Here is a 16,410-nt window from a genome sequence, read left to right as displayed (position 1 = left end):
AATGTTGATCGATTTGGAGAGAGGATCGATCCCTGATGATTGCGAATGCGGGGGTTAGGGTGCTCGAACGCCGAATGGCAAAGCTTATGGCGGTGGTAAGGCGGGATGCCGGCTGAAAGCGCTGCAAGTAACATTAGAGCCGAAACGCAGGGCGCCTTTTGCGAGTCAGGCCTGTAATCGGCGCGGCGGATAGGGGCGCGCACGCGTCCCTACTGCCGCCTACCCCACGGACGCTCACGAAAGAGCATATGCGCAGAACGGGTCACCGCTTCAAAACGAGGAGCGCCGAACGAGCAATGCCTTCTAGAAGAAGACGGTTGGGACGAACGCGGGCCAGAACGCGGATCCCAAGCAAAGCGCCTAATAATAGGCGGGCCAGGTCAGCTGCAGGGAGCGCCGTCGACACTTCACCGTGCTTCTGGCCAGCTGCTATAGCTCGCCTGAAAAATGCTTCTATCTCAACGAAAACATCTGACACGACCCCTTTTAGTTCTGTGTCTTCGTCGCCAAGTTCGAGGGCTGAATTCACAAGTAAACAGCCTTTCCGGCTCTTGTCTTTGATGGAATAGTTGACGATATCTGTGAAAAATTCATCTATCGCATATACGGTAGACTGACGTTCGCGAATGACGCGCCCTTCTATACCTGTCTCAATGTAGCGTCCGAGCGCCATCTTGAAAAGGGCGCGCTTATCGCCGAACGCGTTGTAGAGACTGGCGCCGGTAATCCCCATCGCGGACGCCAATTCACGAATCGACGTAGACTGGTAGCCATGGAGCCAAAAATGCTCCACTGCCGCGTCAAGCGCGGCTGCCTCATCGAATTCTCTGGGGCGCGCCATTCGAACCGTCCTCTAGTGTGAAGGCAATGCGGGTTGCGATATTGCCCCATTATATGTGACTCTGTAGGGAGCCGGCCGCCGAGCTAGCCAATCAGCCGCACTGCCGCATCGTCAGAGGTGCGATAGTCTGACACAATTGTCAGACTTCCATCCGTCCACGGTCCGTTCCATGGGTTAGCGATGCCCACAGGTAGCAAGGGCTACGATGTCATGTAATACTCCATTGCCAGGGAAGAATTCATCCCCGGCGTCAGCAACGGTCCGCTTACCGTCAACTGTGATTCAAAGGAAGAAATAATGTTCGCCCGTTCCCATTCGCCCCAACGAACGCATGCGGTCAGAATAGATTCCGAGCTCGAGTCCATCGTGTACGTCGTCGACGATGACGAGCCGACGAGGCGTTCTTTGAGCGCCCTTTTCCGCTCCGTGGGTCTGCGCGCAGAGACGTTCGGGTCCGCGGCTGAATTCCTGTTATTTCCCAGGCCGGAATCTCCCAGTTGTCTCATCCTCGACGTGAGGCTGCCCCACGAGAGCGGGTTGGAACTTCAACAGCAGCTTGTAAAAATGGGGCTATCAGCTTCCATCATTTTCATCAGCGGGCACGGCGATATTCCGATGACCGTTCAAGCCATGAAGGCTGGCGCATTGGACTTTCTGGCTAAACCGTTTCGAGACCAGGACATTCTAGATGCCGTCGCATCGGCATTGCGCCACGACGCCGAGCGTCTGTCAAACGAACGCTCGATGGCAGACTTGCGCTACCGTTATGATTCAATGAACGCCAAAGAACGCGCGGTGATGGGCTACGTCGTCGCTGGGCTCATGAACAAACAGATCGCGGCCGAAATGAATCTAAGTGAAATCACAATAAAAACGCACCGGGCTCATGCTATGAAAAAAATGGCGAGCCGCACGCTAGCGGACTTCGTCCGCATAGGGGAGATTCTCGGTATAGAGACGGAACGTCAATTTCTATCGGAACGCGACTGATTGCTAAGGTCCGCGATATTTGATATGCAGGCATGTTCCCTTTCATCGCGGCAGTTCCTTAGCTTGCTAAGATAGCCTACGAATCGCTGATTGGCATGCCACGCGGGCTTTTCGTCTGTTCTCGGTCGTCCAAGGATTGAGGTTGCCCAAAACCCTGACTTCGACCGCCGGCGATGACGGATCCGTTAAACTGCCGTCGCGAGTCTGTGGGTTCAATGGGCGTAAAAGTTGGAACGTCCGCGTCAATGCCCGTTTGAAAACGTATTGAATCTAGTACCAGATCGAAGCTGGCGGAAGCCTACCCTCCTGCTTCGGGCAGCCATACTTCGAACCGCGTTCCGTGAGGCCTCGACGGTTCGACGGTAAGGCGCCCTGCATGCGCTTCCACTATCGACCGGCATATCGGCAGGCCCATGCCCATGCCATGCGACTTCGTTGTGACAAATGGCACAAAGATGTAATCAGCGGAGCCCTTCTCGATGCCCACTCCAGTGTCCTCGATTACGAGTCTCACGAGCCCATCGACGGTCGAACTCCCGAGCAGCAGGCGACGTTCGCGATCGGTGACCTCCTGCATTGCCTCAATCGCATTGACTACCAGATTGAGGACCACCTGTTGTATCTGGATCTTGTCGCCCCAAACGAGACTCGTACCAGGGACCGTATCCGACTCGACTCGAATAGCGTACTTTTCGAGCTGAGTCCTTGTGACCAACAACACTTCGACGACTGCATCGTGCATGTCGAACGATGAAAAGGAAGGAGCAGATCGTTTGACCAGTGCTCGCAGGCTTCGCACCACTTCATGCGCACGAATACTGTCGGATTGAATCCTCTGCAACGCCTCCTCGACTTCGGAGAAGTCGGGCTCGTCAAGTCTCATGAACCTCAAAGCCGCGCCGGCACTCGTTGCTATTGATACTAGCGGTTGACTAACTTCGTGCGTAACAGACGCGACTAGCTGCCCCATCGTCGTAAGGCTTGCCACCCGCGCGAGTTCCTCCCTCGAATCGCGGAGCTCTTGTTCCGCAGCTTCGCGCAGCGCCTTGCTCTCCTGAATCTCTGCGTAGAGTCGTGCGTTTTCGAGCAAGATAGCAGCTTGTGACGCAAACACTTCAAGCAGAGTCGTCTTCTCGTCGCTGAATGCGCCCAAGATGAGATTGTTCTCGATATACAGTATCCCGACGAGCTCACATTGTTTCAGCAAGGGCAAGCACAGCACCGACCGCAGCCCCCGTTGGCTAACGTAAGGATCCTCTGCAAACTCACCACAACGGGACGCGTCACCGAGCAGCACTTTCTGTCGAGTCGTTGCTACGCACATGAATATTCCGAGAGGAAGCTCAACGTCCTGGAGCTGACGCGATTCGATGACATGTACGATGCCGCCCGAAGATGTTCGCGCTTCGGCTTCTATCCTGAATTCCCCTTTCCGGTGCAGCGCTACCACGCACCTCTCCGCTCCAGCATGCGTAAGCACGTTTCCTAGCAGGACTTCGAGGATTCTGGAGAGTAGGATTTCTCTAGAAAGCGCATGAGATGCTGCGATGACCGCTCTGGTCTCCAGGTGCTCCCTCCACGTACCGCTCGCGGGTTCCTTCCGCTCAGAACAGATAACCCGCGTCAGGCGAGACTCGATCTCTTGCGCCTTCCCTTGCGCGCCCCAATGGAGGTAGGCAAGGCGCGCATCTCTCAGCAGTGTCTCGGCGACAACCGAGAGTTTCTGATCTGAGTAAAAATTCGCCGCGGCTTCGAGTGCGACTGCCTCGTTGTGAACAAACTTCTGCGCGCGGCTAAGCTCGATCGCTTTTTCATACAACGTTTGCGCATCATTTGTCCGACCCTGTACCCTCGCTAGCTCCGCTGCCACCAATGCCGCGCGATCGGCAAAATTATCAGGACATGACTGCGCCAGCAACTCCAGGTAATCATTGTGCTCTTCAAGCGCGCGGAGGTGCGCTTCCCGCACCCATTCTTCCGTCGCCCTTGAGAATGCAGCCGCTCGACAGAGCGCGCCGTAATAAGAGACGTCTGCGGTCTCGAGGTGTGCGGAGGTGGCGCTAAGCAACTCCTTCGCTCTCTGTTCGGCTTGTAGGGCGCCCTCCTGATCACGAAAAAGGACGCAATTCTGTAGGCGAAGTATCCAGAAGGCGAATGCGCCGGTGCCCGCGCAAGCAGCGCCATCAATAAGATTCTCGCTCCAGTCCGACTCTAGGCTCATGGCCTCGAACGTCTGAATGTAGTTCATATGGTATGCAACACGAAGGATATAGATCCGCACTTCGATCAAGCGACAGGTTGATCGTCCCGCTCAGTTTCGGGGCGAGATAATGCACAGACCTGCTCGTCAAGTCGCTAACTAGACCTGAGCCACCCCGAACACCGTTGCGCTACCCCAGCCTGTGAGCCACGCCGTTAGCGCCGGTTGATGAGCATTTTTCGCGGTGCCAGATCATCACCATGCACGACGCGCTGCCGCAACCAGAAGAAGTCTCTCTCGCCTTCCAACTTTCGGTACAGTTGATTCCGATCTTTCCGGAGCTGAGTCATTTCGAGCATGGCAGGTTCGTTCATGTTGGCGTGGCAGATATATCGATTGCGGTCTCGCCCACCGGATCATTCCTTTAGACGAACAGCCATTTTATTCGATGCGTTCTAAAATGGTAGATGCTTTTTTCTGTCACCATTTTTTTGGGCAACCGAACGATTGCGCGAAAGCAATTGCGTCGCCTTATTACATTATCATTACATCCGAAGGTCCGCGCCGACCATCACGTCGCCCGATCTGACATCACGTCTCCGACGTTATGGAACTTAATCAAAAGACCTTCTCCCGCATCAATGGGGCGGTCGGCACATGTCAACAACCGCACGTTCGATATGTTTTCGATATACCGACGTATGTTTGTAGGTAGCCGCACTTGGTCATATGATCCCGTTGAGGAAAACAGCACCTGTAGACTCAGTGCACAAACGCGTTTGGTGACAATCGTCGACAGCGCGGAGTCTTAACAGACGCTGCTTCGTTGCCTTAGGAGATGAACATGTTGGAAATGTCAAATCTGAACCGTCTTCAGCTGCTTGAAGAACATGCAGGCGCGGGAATGGCGGCGTTCTGGGCGTTTGATAAGGCCGCGTTTGAGGAGGGCGCTCTGTCCGTTCAGACTAAGCAACTGATTGCAGTTGCTGTAGCACTAACCACGCAATGCCCGTATTGTATTGAGCTCCACACGACTGCCGCGCGGGACGCCGGTGCAACTAGCGCCCAACTGGCTGAAACCGCGGTGGTGGCAGCCGCAATTCGCGCAGGTGGTGCGATCACCCACGCCACTCACCTGATGCGTGAGTAACGGGCCCTTCTCGCCGCCCGCACTCTTCTGGTGGAAAAAGTCTGCTCTTAACCCGTATTCCGCAGCTAGGCGTTACCTCCTTCCACACGAGAATCGCTAGGCTGCGTCGTTCTCTTGATACGACGATCGATCGTCATTGCTTGGATTTCGTCCCGCGGATCCATCTGGACATCAAACGATACTCACGTATGTTTGTTAATCGTGAAGCCGGCGGATATCATTTTTCCATCTGATGCTCACTGAGCAAGCCGACGCATAACGGCCACGGATCGATTTGGGCATCAGGATGACGTTCAGTTTGCTCGGTCGTCTGGCCAAGGTCGCACGCCCGGATTACAACAGAATCGTAAGACGTTGGCTTCGGCCAAATTCTCAAACCAAATCTAATGGAGCGGAAGATATGCTTAAGAACGTACACGTCGCCGAAAAGTATGACACTTCAGTCTGGCCACTCGGGTTCCTTCGTTGGGCGTTAGTCGTCATATTTCTCTGGTTCGGTTGCATGAAGTTCACTAGTTATGAAGCTCACGGGATCTCTTCGTTTATCGTACATAGTCCGATCATGGGTTGGCTTAACACCCTGTTCGGCGTCCAGGGTGCGAGCTATGTCATCGGCGTCCTCGAACTGTCGACCGCTGCCGCGCTCATCCTCGGCGCATTTGTCCCGATCTTTTCCGCCCTTGGCGCTGCGATGTCATGCGCGACTTATATCGTCACCTTGACGTTTATGTTCAGCACTCCCGGCGTAACCGCCGCTCCCTTGGGCGGCTTCCCGTGGCTATCAGGTGATGTCGGGCAATTCCTGCTTAAGGACCTTGTTCTTCTCGCGGCGTCGGCCTGCCTCCTGATGAAATCAATTCAATTGGCGCCCGGCGGCGCTCCTGAGGCGGCGGCAATGTCTCGCTAGCCAAATAGAGCAATGGCATCTCTCATGCCATTTTGTCTGAAACAAATCTGGTGCCTATGCCTAGAAATGGCGTACGCACCAGCCGCGCATAGGCGAACGCCGCACTTTCAGAACGAACGCCACTGCGGCTTCGGGATCGAAACCGGGCGAGCCCTGCGCGATATGTTCAATTGACACTCATTCGCGCGAGCATCGCGTGAATTTCCGACACGACCGCCGCACCCTCTCCCACCGCGGCCGAGACTCGTTTGATAGACGAAGAGCGCACGTCACCTATCGCGAAAACACCAGGCACATTGGTCTGAAATGAGAGGCAACCGCTAGGATCGGACGACGCTGCAGCCTTCGTCAAAACAAATCCCCTGTCGTCAACTTCTACTTCGCATTCGCGAAGCCACCTGGTATTTGGATCCGCACCGGTGAACAGAAAGAGATGTCTGGTCGCAATGGCCGCATTACGCCCGTCCGCCTTCACCGTCAGGCCGCAGAGTCCGTCTTCATCGGTTGACGCTGATTCGATTGTCACGCGTGCGTGGATCGTCACATTGCGTAACGCCATTACGCGATCGATCAGATATCGAGACATACTTTCTTCAAGCCCTTCACGCCTCACGAGTACGTGAACATGGCTAGCATAGTTCGAGAGGTACACGATTGCCTGCCCGGCTGAATTCCCGCCTCCGACAAGTACAACTTCCGACCCCAGACAGAGCTTCGCCTCGACCGATGAGGCCCAATAATAGACGCCTTTCTCGGTCTCCAAATCCAGGCCACGGATGTCCGGACGACGATATGAGGCCCCGCTGGCAATCACCACCGAGTGCGCATGGACCAAACGGCCATCGGAGAGATGCACTGCAAGCGGTGACGCCGCGCACTCCAGCTTCAAGATTTCTGATGGAATCGAAATCTCCGCACCGAACTTTACCGCTTGCATGAATGCCCGGTAAGCCAATGCCTGCCCCGAAATTCCAGCGGGAAAGCCCAGATAGTTCTCGATACGTGCGCTGGCCGCAGCCTGTCCTCCAGCGCCATATGAGTCGAATACTATGACAGACAGGCCTTCTGATGCAGCATATACTGCGGTAGCCAATCCCGCTGGCCCCGCCCCGACTATCGCGACATCGAAAATCTTCGTCGGAGTCAATTCTGGCAAAAGCCCCAGCCTTGCAGCCAAGGCCGCCTCGTCAGGGCAACGCAGTATGGCCCCGTCTGGGAGCACCACGATTGGCGTTGACTCCCGCCAATCCGGAAGCTTTGATAGAACACTGACCGTTTCCGCGTCACTGTCGGTGTCGACCACCCGGTAGGGATGATTTACCCTCCGAAAAAAACCCTCGAGCGCCAATGTCTTGGTGTCTGTCGCCGGCCCGATGAGTACCGGGCCGCTGCCCTCTTGGACCAGCTCTGCGCGACGCAGTATGAGCGCGCGCATGATGATCTCCCCAAGCTGTGCTTCTTCAATCAACAGCGTCCGCACCCGCGCGGGTGAGACCAGAATCGCACAGACATCGTTGATCGCATATCCGTCTACCAGATATGGCTTTCCAGTTAACTGCGCTGTCTCCCCAAGGAACTGTCCTTCGCCTAGCTCAGCCAAAAATTTCGATTGCCCCAGCGCATCTCGCCGGGTAAGCAAGACATGGCCGCGTAAGATAATTCGTATCCCGAGTCCCGGCTCGCCAGCGCGGAACATGGTCTCGCCCCCTTTCCAAGACTCCACCATACCAAACCTACGTACCCGTTCGACGTCTGCATCGCTGAGTCGGGGGTACATCTGAGGGCGACGTTGCTCGAGCGCCGCCCTCCTCCCCCACTGCCCTTCCTCTTGCGCACGACTGGGGTTCAGGTAATAGCCGTAGTTCGCGGAGCGCCCCCCAGGCGCATTCCGCGACCTGACCGGTACATGCTCCGACGGCGCATTGGAAATATAGCGCCCGTAATTTGCTGAAACACCGTGATCTGGGACAGGGTCCTCCGACGCGGTATCAGAAAAGTCGTTTGGCGCACCAGGCGACCGTTCATTCATAGCATTTTTCGAAGCCCTAGGCTCCAGGTCGAACGGGGATTCCTCGTCTGCATTCATAGAGCATCTGATTGATGGACTTTCGCCCTTGTGACCGGGCCGCAACGGAGAGCTAGTGGAAGTTGTCCCGGGCCCACACCCGAAACGGCCACTGTGACTCTCAATGCTGTGCTGGGGCAACGACGTGTACAGCATTGATCATCTCTTGAGCCGGTCATCCTCGCTGACAGTAAAACCTCTGCGGTCGTCATGATCCGGATCGCTACAGTCTTATGCAAGCTGAAGATTCCAGCAAGGCCGATGAGGTATCGGGTTCATATCCTCAGGTATGGACCAACAATACGCTTGCTCTTTGTACACTCATCGGATACGCCACTACGTCGAAAAACGTCGAACAACGTCGACAGAATCCAGATTGTGGTCGGTCTTTCCTGACAGCGCACCTACTGTGCAACCCTTCGCATCCGATCAGGCCAGAAGTGCGCTCCTAAGCCATCCGGCGGCAATCCCACTTAATGGCCATATGTTTGGCCGACGCTTTACGGCTATCAGCCAGACCGCCACTCATCGTGCGATTTGGTCTTTTTTGGGATATCAGAACATGCACGAGAGTACTACGAATCTGACTACACTCATCGCATCTATGTCTCCAGTCCTCAATCAGGAGCGCGTCGCGTTTGTAAGTCTTGCTTTAGGTGAAAGAGCTCCTGAAGGCATCCCAGGCAGCGCAATTATCGGGACTTTTCGGGAGCAGGAAGGACTAACCGTTTTTGTCGAGCTGGGCGTAGCGGAGCGATTCAATTTAGAGATTATGTTTCGTGCAGCATGGATAACTTTGCTGCTTCGCTCGGACCTGACTTCCGCTGGGCTAACAGCTTTGTTTTCCGGTGCATTAGGCGCTGTCGGGATCAGCTGCAATGTAGTCGCCGCGACCTATCACGATCACATCTTTGTTCCGCTCGAGGCAGCCGACGACGCGATGTGTGTCCTTGAGCAACTTCAGCGCGATGCAGCGAACCAGTCCGGTGCAACACTGCAATAAACCGTGACCCGCTGCTTGGGGCGGCCGTTCAGCAACTACGGACCACGTTAGGTGCGGCAGCGAAGTGCGTCGACATGCTTCACGCCCGGATCTTGCTAAGGAAGGACTGCTCGCAACCGGTGCTCCATCGAGCAATCACCCGAAGCATAGGAGGAAACACCACGTCGAAACCTGATCAGGTGCCCCTAACTGCGGAAATACTGTTGTCCTTCAACTTATAACCAACGGAACCACCATGACCAATGCCGTCATCGAATGTATCCTGAGCCGTAGCGCCGCGAAGTACTACGACCCCGCCGCCACCTTGAGCGACGAACAGATTCGCGAACTGGTGCGTATCGGCACCTCGGCGCCCACGTCCTTTCACTTGCAGAACTGGCGCTTCATCGCCGTCCGTACACCCGAAGCCAAGGCCAAGCTCAGTCCGATCGCCTGGAATCAGCCCGCGATCACCGATGCGGCCGTTACCTTCATCGTCTGTGGCCAGTTGGCCGATTCGAGCGTCATACCTGATCGCCTGGCTCCTCTCGTCGAAGCCGGCGTCATGCCAGCAGAGATGGTGCCGGAATGGGAAATCCCTGCGCGCGGCCTGTATAAGGAGTACCCCCAGCGCCAGCGAGACGAGGCAGTGCGCAGTGGCACCTTTGGCGCAGCAGCGATGATGTATGCGGCCCGCTCGCTCGGACTGGGGTCTACGCCGATGATCGGTTTCGATGCCGAAGCCGTGCACCGTGAGTTTGGTCTGGCCGAGGACGAACTGCCCGTAATGCTGTTGGCCGTCGGTGCAGAGCGTCCCGGGAACTGGGCCCAGAAGCCCCGCCGTCCCGTGGCCGATGTGCTGCATCTCGTATAAGTTGAACAGGTCACTGAAGGAACACCAACATGCCGAGAACTACTGCTCTAGCGCCGGAACAAGTGCCGGCCGATTCGAAACCCACGCTTGATGCGTTCACAAAGAACATCGGGTTCACCCCGAAGATGATCGCTACCTTCGCGCAGAGCCCCATAGCGTTCAACGCTTGGGCAACGCTGCTCGGCTCCTTAAGCAAGGCCCTCGACGTTAAGACGCGCGACAGCATCGGCCTGCTGTCTCTGAGATGAATGCCTGCAACTACTGCCTGACGGTTCACAGCTTCACGGCCCAACATATGGCGAAGCTGCCGCCGGATGAAATCAATTCTTGCGCGCAAAGGCCATGCGACCGACCCGCAGCGTGACGCCGCGGTCCAGTTCGCGCAACGTCATCGAGACACGCGGCCAAGTCACTGACGCCGATCTGAAAGCCGTTCGCGAAGCGGGCTACACCGATCCGAACGTCATGGAGATCGTCGCGCTGGTTGCCATGTATTCCCTGACAAACTTCTTCAACAACGTGTTCGACCCTGAGAAAGACTTTCCCGCTGTTACACCGGCCGGATCGATCTGAACCCACTGCTCTCGCAACGGAAATCCAAATAATTTCCTGACAGCTTCAACTGATGCGAGCGCAACGTCAAAGCGTCAATCGGGCCAATGCGCCGTCACCTGTGGCTGCCGTTAACAAACAAGCGCGTTGATGTGCGCGAAATCCAAATTGACGCCTCTCTGTCCGGCGTGGGCGTAGCCGCAAGCTAGGCTGCGGTTGCAGCCCCGCCATAAAATTAACTGAGGGCAATATGAGCAGCGCCTCACAAAAAGTTGTCGTCGTAACCGGCGCCTCGCAAGGCATAGGCCGGGAAGTCGCCAAGATGTTTGAGAGGCTCGACTATCGCATTGTCGCGACGGCCCGTTCAATCAAGCCATCGGACGACCCGATTGTTATGACCATCGCGGGTGATATTGGCGATCCGGTAACCGCGCAACGCGTGATTTCCGAAACCATCGCCCGCTTTGGCCGGATTGACACGTTGGTGAACAACGCAGGCATCTACATCGGCAAACCTTTCACGGAAAACACACTCGAAGATTACGGAGCGGTGGTGAACGTGAATCTGTCAGGTTTCTATCACATCACTCAGCTCGCCATCGGGGAAATGGAAAAGCATTCGAGCGGCCATGTAGTTAGCGTCACGGCAAGCGTAATTGACGCTCCGCGCACCGGTGTTTATTCGGTTCTCGCGGCCTTGACCAAGGGAGGTCTGAACGCGGCTACGAAGTCGCTGGCGATCGAGTACGCAAGAAAATGGATTCGCGTGAACGCCGTCGCGCCCGGGATCATTAAGTCGCCGATGCATGCACCTGAGACCCACGAGGCACTGGGAATCTTGCATCCATTGGGACGCTTGGGCGAGATGAGCGATATCGCTAATGCAATTCTCCTTCTTGATTCCGCACCATCTGTCACAGGCGAAATCCTTCACGTCGACGGCGGCCTGAGCGCCGGTCATTAGCCGTTCCCCGCGCACAGCAAGCCGGTGTAGTTTGATGTCCGAAATCTACGCCCCCGCAGCAACAGACGATGCGGGTATGCCCCAAGCGCATCGTAGCGTAAGCAAGCCCTCGGGCAAGCGGCGCGCCTACGAGAGCTTCCGGATCAACTGCTGCAAACGATCACATGCATTCGGAAGTTGCCGTTCAATCGCAGTGGCCACGCCGAGGAGCAGCCCCGATCGCTGTGTGTCCTCTGAGCAATACCAGCGCGACAAAGGCCCCGGCGCAAGCCCGTAGGCATATGCTTCCCGGACGATCCTCTTATCGTCCACCCCATCGGCAAGCCTGAGCACCACTGCAAGTCCGGATGGATAGACATCCAAGCCCTTGGCTTCCAGACTCGTCAGAACCGCGTTGCTTCGGCTCGCATAGATTCGCTTCATCCTACGCAAATGCCGCATATAGTGCCCATCACGCATGAATTCCGCGGTCGCCAATTGCACGGCCGGACCGGGAGCGGTGGCGAGACAGGCCACAACTTCTTCAAATCGCGACACGAGGGAAGCAGGCGCAACGACGAACCCGAGCCGAAGCGTCGGGCTAATTGTCTTACTGAAAGAACCTATATGGATCACCCGGCCCGCTCTGTCCAACGATGCAAGGGCGGGCGCGGCGCGCCGTCCCAGCTGAAGCTCACCCAGATAATCGTCTTCAATGATCCAGGCATCGGCATTCCCTGCCCATTCCAGGAGCCGAACGCGTCGGGCAAGCGACAATGTGGGACCTAAAGGCGCCTGCTGCCCTGGCGTTACGAGAGCAATCGCAGCGTCCGGTGCGTGCAGTTCGCCGTAAGCGACGTCGAGACCGTCTTCGTCCACCGGAACGGGAACCGTCTCGAGCCGCGAAAGCTCCAAAGCCATACGGCTGGGGAGAAATCCCGGGTTCTCGACCCACGCCTTTCGACCTTCCGGTTGTATCACTCGGAGTACAACACCAAGCGCCCCTGTGAACCCTCCCGAGATGAAGATTTGGGAGGGCAAACATTCGATGCCGCGCGACAGAGCCAGATGGGCCGCGATTTCTCGCCGCAGTTGATGTTCGCCGCGAGGGTCCGGATAGGACGCGAGCGCTTCGACTTCGTCACGCGCCGCACGAGCTCTGAGCCTAGCAAACAAGATGCGAGGGAAACAGTCCGACGCTGGTATCCCATTCTGAAAGATGGAAGACCCGTGCAGAAAGTGTTGGTATAACGCAGATGGCTGATTCGTCTCGAAACAACGCGTAGGTTCCCCGGAAGGACGCGCCATGCCCGTATGGTCCGAGACTCTGGTCCCGCCCGCGCGAGATGAAACGACCAACTGCGCATCGGACAGCCGCTCATACGCTGTCCGGACTGTGCCACGTGCCACTCCTAGCTGCGTAGCCAAGTCCACCCAAGACGGCAGCCTAGCACCAGGAACGAGTATTCCATTTTCGATCGCACCAACGATGCCCAGTCGAATCTGTTCCGACAGCGAGGTTTTGGACGCACGGTCAAGCGTCAGATTCAGAATAGTCATAGCCCATGGTCCAATAAAAATTTGCGTTCTTGGTTCTTTTCGATGAACTTGTAACAGTTCATGATTCTAGCGTTCAAGGAGCTGATCATGAAAGTTCATAGCATTCTTCCTTCCCTTGTTGTCGCCATCAGTTTGGGCTTTGCCGGCGCCGCCGCGGCTCACGATGGCAGCGAAACGGTCGCTCCGAATTTCTCGAGGGCGCTACCGAATGTTCCCGGGAAATCTTTGACGGCCGTGGAAGTCGTCTACCCACCCGGTAGCGCTTCGTATCCTCACAGGCATGCCAAATCGGCATTCATTTACGCATACGTCGTCTCGGGTAGCGTGGTCAGCAAAGTGAACAACGAGCCTGAGCACGTCTACAAGGCGGGCGAGAGCTTCTTCGAGGAGCCCGGCTCTCTGCACGCAGTGAGCCGCAATGCGAGCAAGACGAAGCCCGCAAAGCTGCTTGCCGTCTTCGTTGTCGATTCGGATGATAAGCAACTGACGACCAACGTCAAGTAGGAGAGTGAAAGTGAGACTGGACTACATAAAAACTTCGCCCGGCGGTGTGAAGGCGTTTGGCGGCGTTTATGGTTACGTACTGGAGTCGGGGCTCGATGACGTCCTCATTGACCTCGTCTATCTCCGTGTGAGCCAGATCAATGGTTGTGCTTACTGCCTGGACATACATACCCGCGACCTGATCAAGAAGAACGTTACCCCAGCGAAGCTCGCCCTCGTACAAGCTTGGCGTGAGGCGAAACCGATGTTCACTGACCGAGAGAGAGCGGCGCTGGCATGGGCAGAGTCAGTAACCCTGGTAGCCGATACCCATGTGCCGGACGATGACTTCACTGCCGCCGCCGCGGTGTTCAGTGAGAAAGAGCTCTCTGACCTCACAATGGCCATTAGCTTGATGAACGCCTATAACCGCCTAGCCATCAGCTTTCGTCGCACGCCCGACTCTGCGTTGTCAGTGAAAGGCTGACGCCGTCGCTATCGAATATCGATCGGAAACACGGAGAAACGCTTCTGACAGGCGGCGTTTCTCCCAATAGGCGTCAACACCGCGTCATCATCGACGATATACATTTCCGGAGAGGATCGAGGCCGAAAAATGGGTTCGGGTAACGCCGCCTCATCACGTAAAGTATCTGTACAGGTCATCCGCACAGACGAGCAACCGCCGTTTTTTTCTCGAGCGCGACGCTCATCCGGCCCCTACTGTCGCCGCGACGATATAGACGTATGGCCCCTACCCTACACCACGGTCAGACCGGACCGCGTGCGGAGATGACGTGCATCGATCATCTTCACCGTTAGTAAACCTATACGCGCGTATCTCAACAAGAGACTTTGATTTCGTTGCGCTGGCGAAGTATTCAAAGTTTAATTGAAGCTATGACAGCAGGTTCGTCAGGAAGTCGTTGCATGATCGACGACCAAAAGATTGCGGAAAAAGCGACGAGGCTGCGTTGACCTGCCGTTGATCGAGTTTATGCGGGCGTAAATTTATACGCCGGGTCGATGGAGGAGTCGACATGTGCGGATTGCACCAACTAACGCATTCCGGAAATCCATTCTCGATCTGCAGCAGGCCGTCAAAAGGATTCCGCGGACGGCGACCTCGACACTGGGTCGTCAAACGATTATTGGCAAAAACCGGGAAACCATCCATGGCACTTTCGAATTCAGAACGACAAAGACAGTATCGGGAGAGGCGGCTTGGCGTTGGAGGAAAACATGAACGTATCAGTTGCCTCGTATCTATTGCTACGAAGCGAAGTCTAGAACGTCTTGCATTTCATTTCGATCGGACGATTACCGGCACAATTGAGATGCTGATTAACGAGAGGACAAGTGAAGTGCTTAGTCAGCTTGACGAAGACGGACAGCAGCGCTTCTTTTCGCAAGGATTTGTGGCAGAGGATGCATAGCGAACCAGTCAGGGGCGATGAATCAGCTTTCGTGGATCTACGACTTCCGCCGTTAATAAAACAAAGCAAGCAGATCTCCTCGAGGCGGCGATATATCGTCGACCGATGAAATTAACTGCGCACTTTTCATTGCCTTGCGATGCCATCATTTGGCGAACGTCCTGCCTCGGGTTCTCGCATCCAGAGACAATCCCGTTTTATTTCGTCCTGGCAGCGAACCCATCGTAGGGTTCTTCGCGTGGGTCTGTTGTATCTGCGCGAGCAGTTTGACAGGTTCAACGCCAGACAGTCTGGTCAGATACAAGGGCCGCCAAGCTCGTGGAGCTTGCAGCAAGCGTCTCGTCGCCCCTGGTCAGCGTCTCTTGCCGGTCACTAGAGCGTTTCAATTTTTGAGGTCATATGTCTCAAGTCGACTGGCTGAGCCATCTCTTGCAAATGATCACCATCACGGGCCAGCTCGAAGTACGCTGTGCCTATGGCTCGCCCTGGCAGGTGGCCTGGGGTAAATCTGCGGCCCATGAAATTCCTTATCATGTCGTCCTGAAAGGCCGGGCCACTATTGAGGATCCGGAGGCAGGAACCACCAGGGAATTGACGGGTGGAGACATCGTGCTAGTGACTCGCGGGTCAGCACACGTGCTTCACGATGGTAGCGGGCATGCACCAGGTCCTACCCACAATCAACAAAGTTCTGCAGGCTGGACGCTCAGCCAGAACGAGGGGGATGGCGAGCATCTGGACATGCTTTGCGGCCGATTTTTCATCGGACCGCCTCATGATCGGCTAATTCGAGATTACCTCCCGACAAATCTGGTGGTACGGGCGGCGGCCGGACCGTCCAAACAAGAGCTCGCGTCTGCGTCGAGCCACTTGGCCAGTCTCGTAGCTCTGATGCGAGAAGAATCCGCCTCAGACAAGCCGGGCGGCCGCGCCATCCTCAATGCCCTTTCTTCAGCGCTGTTCACGCTTACGCTGCGCGCGGCAAGTGAATCCGAGCAGGCCCCCGTAGGCCTACTCGCGCTTGCTGGTCATCCACGGCTCGCGCCCGCCATTTCCGCGATTTTCACCGACCCGGCGCGGCCCTGGAACATACCTGAGATGGCCGACTTGTGCGGAATGTCACGCGCCACCTTCATGCGGCAGTTTCAGGACAAGCTCGGACGCTCGGCCACCGAAATGCTCACCGACATCCGCATGAGCCGGGCCGCCAATGAGCTCAAAAAGCCGGCGATGAGCACGGAAGCTGTCGCTGAGTCAGTCGGGTACCGATCCGTGGCGGCATTTCGGCGCGCGTTCACCGACAAGATGGGCATGACGCCGGGGCAATGGCGCAGTCAGGCGCGCGACGGAGGCTAATGCCCCACGGTCCGGATGACGCTCTCGCAAGGCTGTCGCAGACAATGCCGCCCGTAGCCGCCCTTGCAAAA

14 protein-coding genes and 1 pseudogene are annotated in these 16,410 nt (G+C 56.2%); 11 read left to right on the top strand and 4 right to left on the bottom strand.

The window, feature by feature from the left end; all coding sequences use genetic code 11:
• Positions 1 to 262: 262 nt before the first annotated feature.
• Positions 263 to 841, bottom strand: a complete 579-nt coding sequence (locus tag FRZ40_RS43685; RefSeq protein ID WP_147238421.1) for a TetR/AcrR family transcriptional regulator — start codon at positions 839 to 841, stop codon at positions 263 to 265.
• Between the two features lie 297 nt (positions 842 to 1,138).
• Between FRZ40_RS43685 and FRZ40_RS43680 the strand changes: the two genes are divergently transcribed.
• Positions 1,139 to 1,831, top strand: coding sequence for a response regulator transcription factor (locus FRZ40_RS43680; protein ID WP_147238420.1), 693 nt, complete (start codon positions 1,139 to 1,141; stop codon positions 1,829 to 1,831).
• A 298-nt stretch (positions 1,832 to 2,129) separates the two neighbouring features.
• On the opposite strand, the gene FRZ40_RS43675 is transcribed toward FRZ40_RS43680, so the two are convergent.
• Entirely contained in the window at positions 2,130 to 4,079 is a 1,950-nt protein-coding gene (locus FRZ40_RS43675) for a GAF domain-containing sensor histidine kinase (protein WP_147238419.1), read from the bottom strand.
• Positions 4,080 to 4,875: 796 nt separating this feature from the next.
• On the opposite strand from FRZ40_RS43675, the gene FRZ40_RS43670 reads away from it, so the two are divergent.
• Positions 4,876 to 5,181, top strand: coding sequence for a carboxymuconolactone decarboxylase family protein (locus tag FRZ40_RS43670; RefSeq protein WP_147238418.1), 306 nt, complete (start codon positions 4,876 to 4,878; stop codon positions 5,179 to 5,181).
• Between the two features lie 400 nt (positions 5,182 to 5,581).
• Positions 5,582 to 6,088: a YkgB family protein gene (locus FRZ40_RS43665; RefSeq protein WP_147238417.1), complete on the top strand. Its 507-nt coding sequence runs from the start codon at positions 5,582 to 5,584 to the stop codon at positions 6,086 to 6,088.
• 166 nt (positions 6,089 to 6,254) lie between these two features.
• Here FRZ40_RS43665 and FRZ40_RS43660 read toward each other — a convergent pair whose 3' ends face one another.
• Entirely contained in the window at positions 6,255 to 7,937 is a 1,683-nt protein-coding gene (locus FRZ40_RS43660; RefSeq protein WP_420873951.1) for an FAD-dependent oxidoreductase, read from the bottom strand.
• A 778-nt stretch (positions 7,938 to 8,715) separates the two neighbouring features.
• Here FRZ40_RS43660 and FRZ40_RS43655 point away from each other — a divergent pair.
• The 4 genes and pseudogenes from FRZ40_RS43655 to FRZ40_RS43640 all read left to right on the top strand — a co-directional run bounded on the left by FRZ40_RS43655 (position 8,716) and on the right by FRZ40_RS43640 (position 11,525).
• Positions 8,716 to 9,156 (top strand): ACT domain-containing protein, encoded by a 441-nt coding sequence (locus FRZ40_RS43655; RefSeq protein WP_147238596.1) that lies wholly within the window; start codon positions 8,716 to 8,718, stop codon positions 9,154 to 9,156.
• Between the two features lie 235 nt (positions 9,157 to 9,391).
• Entirely contained in the window at positions 9,392 to 10,009 is a 618-nt protein-coding gene (locus tag FRZ40_RS43650) for a nitroreductase family protein (protein WP_193567076.1), read from the top strand.
• A gap of 29 nt (positions 10,010 to 10,038) precedes the next feature.
• Positions 10,039 to 10,582 (top strand): annotated as a pseudogene (locus FRZ40_RS43645) (carboxymuconolactone decarboxylase family protein).
• A gap of 229 nt (positions 10,583 to 10,811) precedes the next feature.
• Positions 10,812 to 11,525 carry an SDR family NAD(P)-dependent oxidoreductase gene (locus FRZ40_RS43640; protein WP_147238415.1) on the top strand — a complete coding sequence of 238 codons (714 nt, stop codon included), beginning with the start codon at positions 10,812 to 10,814 and terminating at the stop codon, positions 11,523 to 11,525.
• A gap of 126 nt (positions 11,526 to 11,651) precedes the next feature.
• Here FRZ40_RS43640 and pdxR read toward each other — a convergent pair whose 3' ends face one another.
• Positions 11,652 to 13,064: a MocR-like pyridoxine biosynthesis transcription factor PdxR gene (pdxR, locus tag FRZ40_RS43635; protein ID WP_147238414.1), complete on the bottom strand. Its 1,413-nt coding sequence runs from the start codon at positions 13,062 to 13,064 to the stop codon at positions 11,652 to 11,654.
• Between the two features lie 87 nt (positions 13,065 to 13,151).
• Between pdxR and FRZ40_RS43630 the strand changes: the two genes are divergently transcribed.
• The 4 genes from FRZ40_RS43630 (at position 13,152) to FRZ40_RS43615 (ending at position 16,339) form a co-directional block, all read left to right on the top strand.
• Positions 13,152 to 13,568 (top strand): cupin domain-containing protein, encoded by a 417-nt coding sequence (locus FRZ40_RS43630; protein WP_147238413.1) that lies wholly within the window; start codon positions 13,152 to 13,154, stop codon positions 13,566 to 13,568.
• A 4-nt stretch (positions 13,569 to 13,572) separates the two neighbouring features.
• Positions 13,573 to 14,034, top strand: coding sequence for a carboxymuconolactone decarboxylase family protein (locus FRZ40_RS43625; RefSeq protein ID WP_167528746.1), 462 nt, complete (start codon positions 13,573 to 13,575; stop codon positions 14,032 to 14,034).
• 688 nt (positions 14,035 to 14,722) lie between these two features.
• A complete protein-coding gene (locus FRZ40_RS43620; protein WP_147238411.1) occupies positions 14,723 to 14,983 on the top strand; it encodes a hypothetical protein in 261 nt (86 codons plus the stop codon).
• A gap of 399 nt (positions 14,984 to 15,382) precedes the next feature.
• The gene (locus FRZ40_RS43615; protein ID WP_147238410.1) at positions 15,383 to 16,339 is read left to right on the top strand and encodes an AraC family transcriptional regulator; all 957 of its coding nucleotides are present in this window, start codon (positions 15,383 to 15,385) and stop codon (positions 16,337 to 16,339) included.
• The last annotated feature ends 71 nt before the right edge of the window (positions 16,340 to 16,410 follow it).

It is taken from the genome of Paraburkholderia azotifigens (genome assembly GCF_007995085.1).
In the GTDB taxonomy this organism is placed as follows: domain Bacteria; phylum Pseudomonadota; class Gammaproteobacteria; order Burkholderiales; family Burkholderiaceae; genus Paraburkholderia; species Paraburkholderia azotifigens.
The sequence above is the reverse complement of the archived record's forward strand: the minus strand, read 5'-3'. Positions and strand labels throughout refer to the sequence as shown.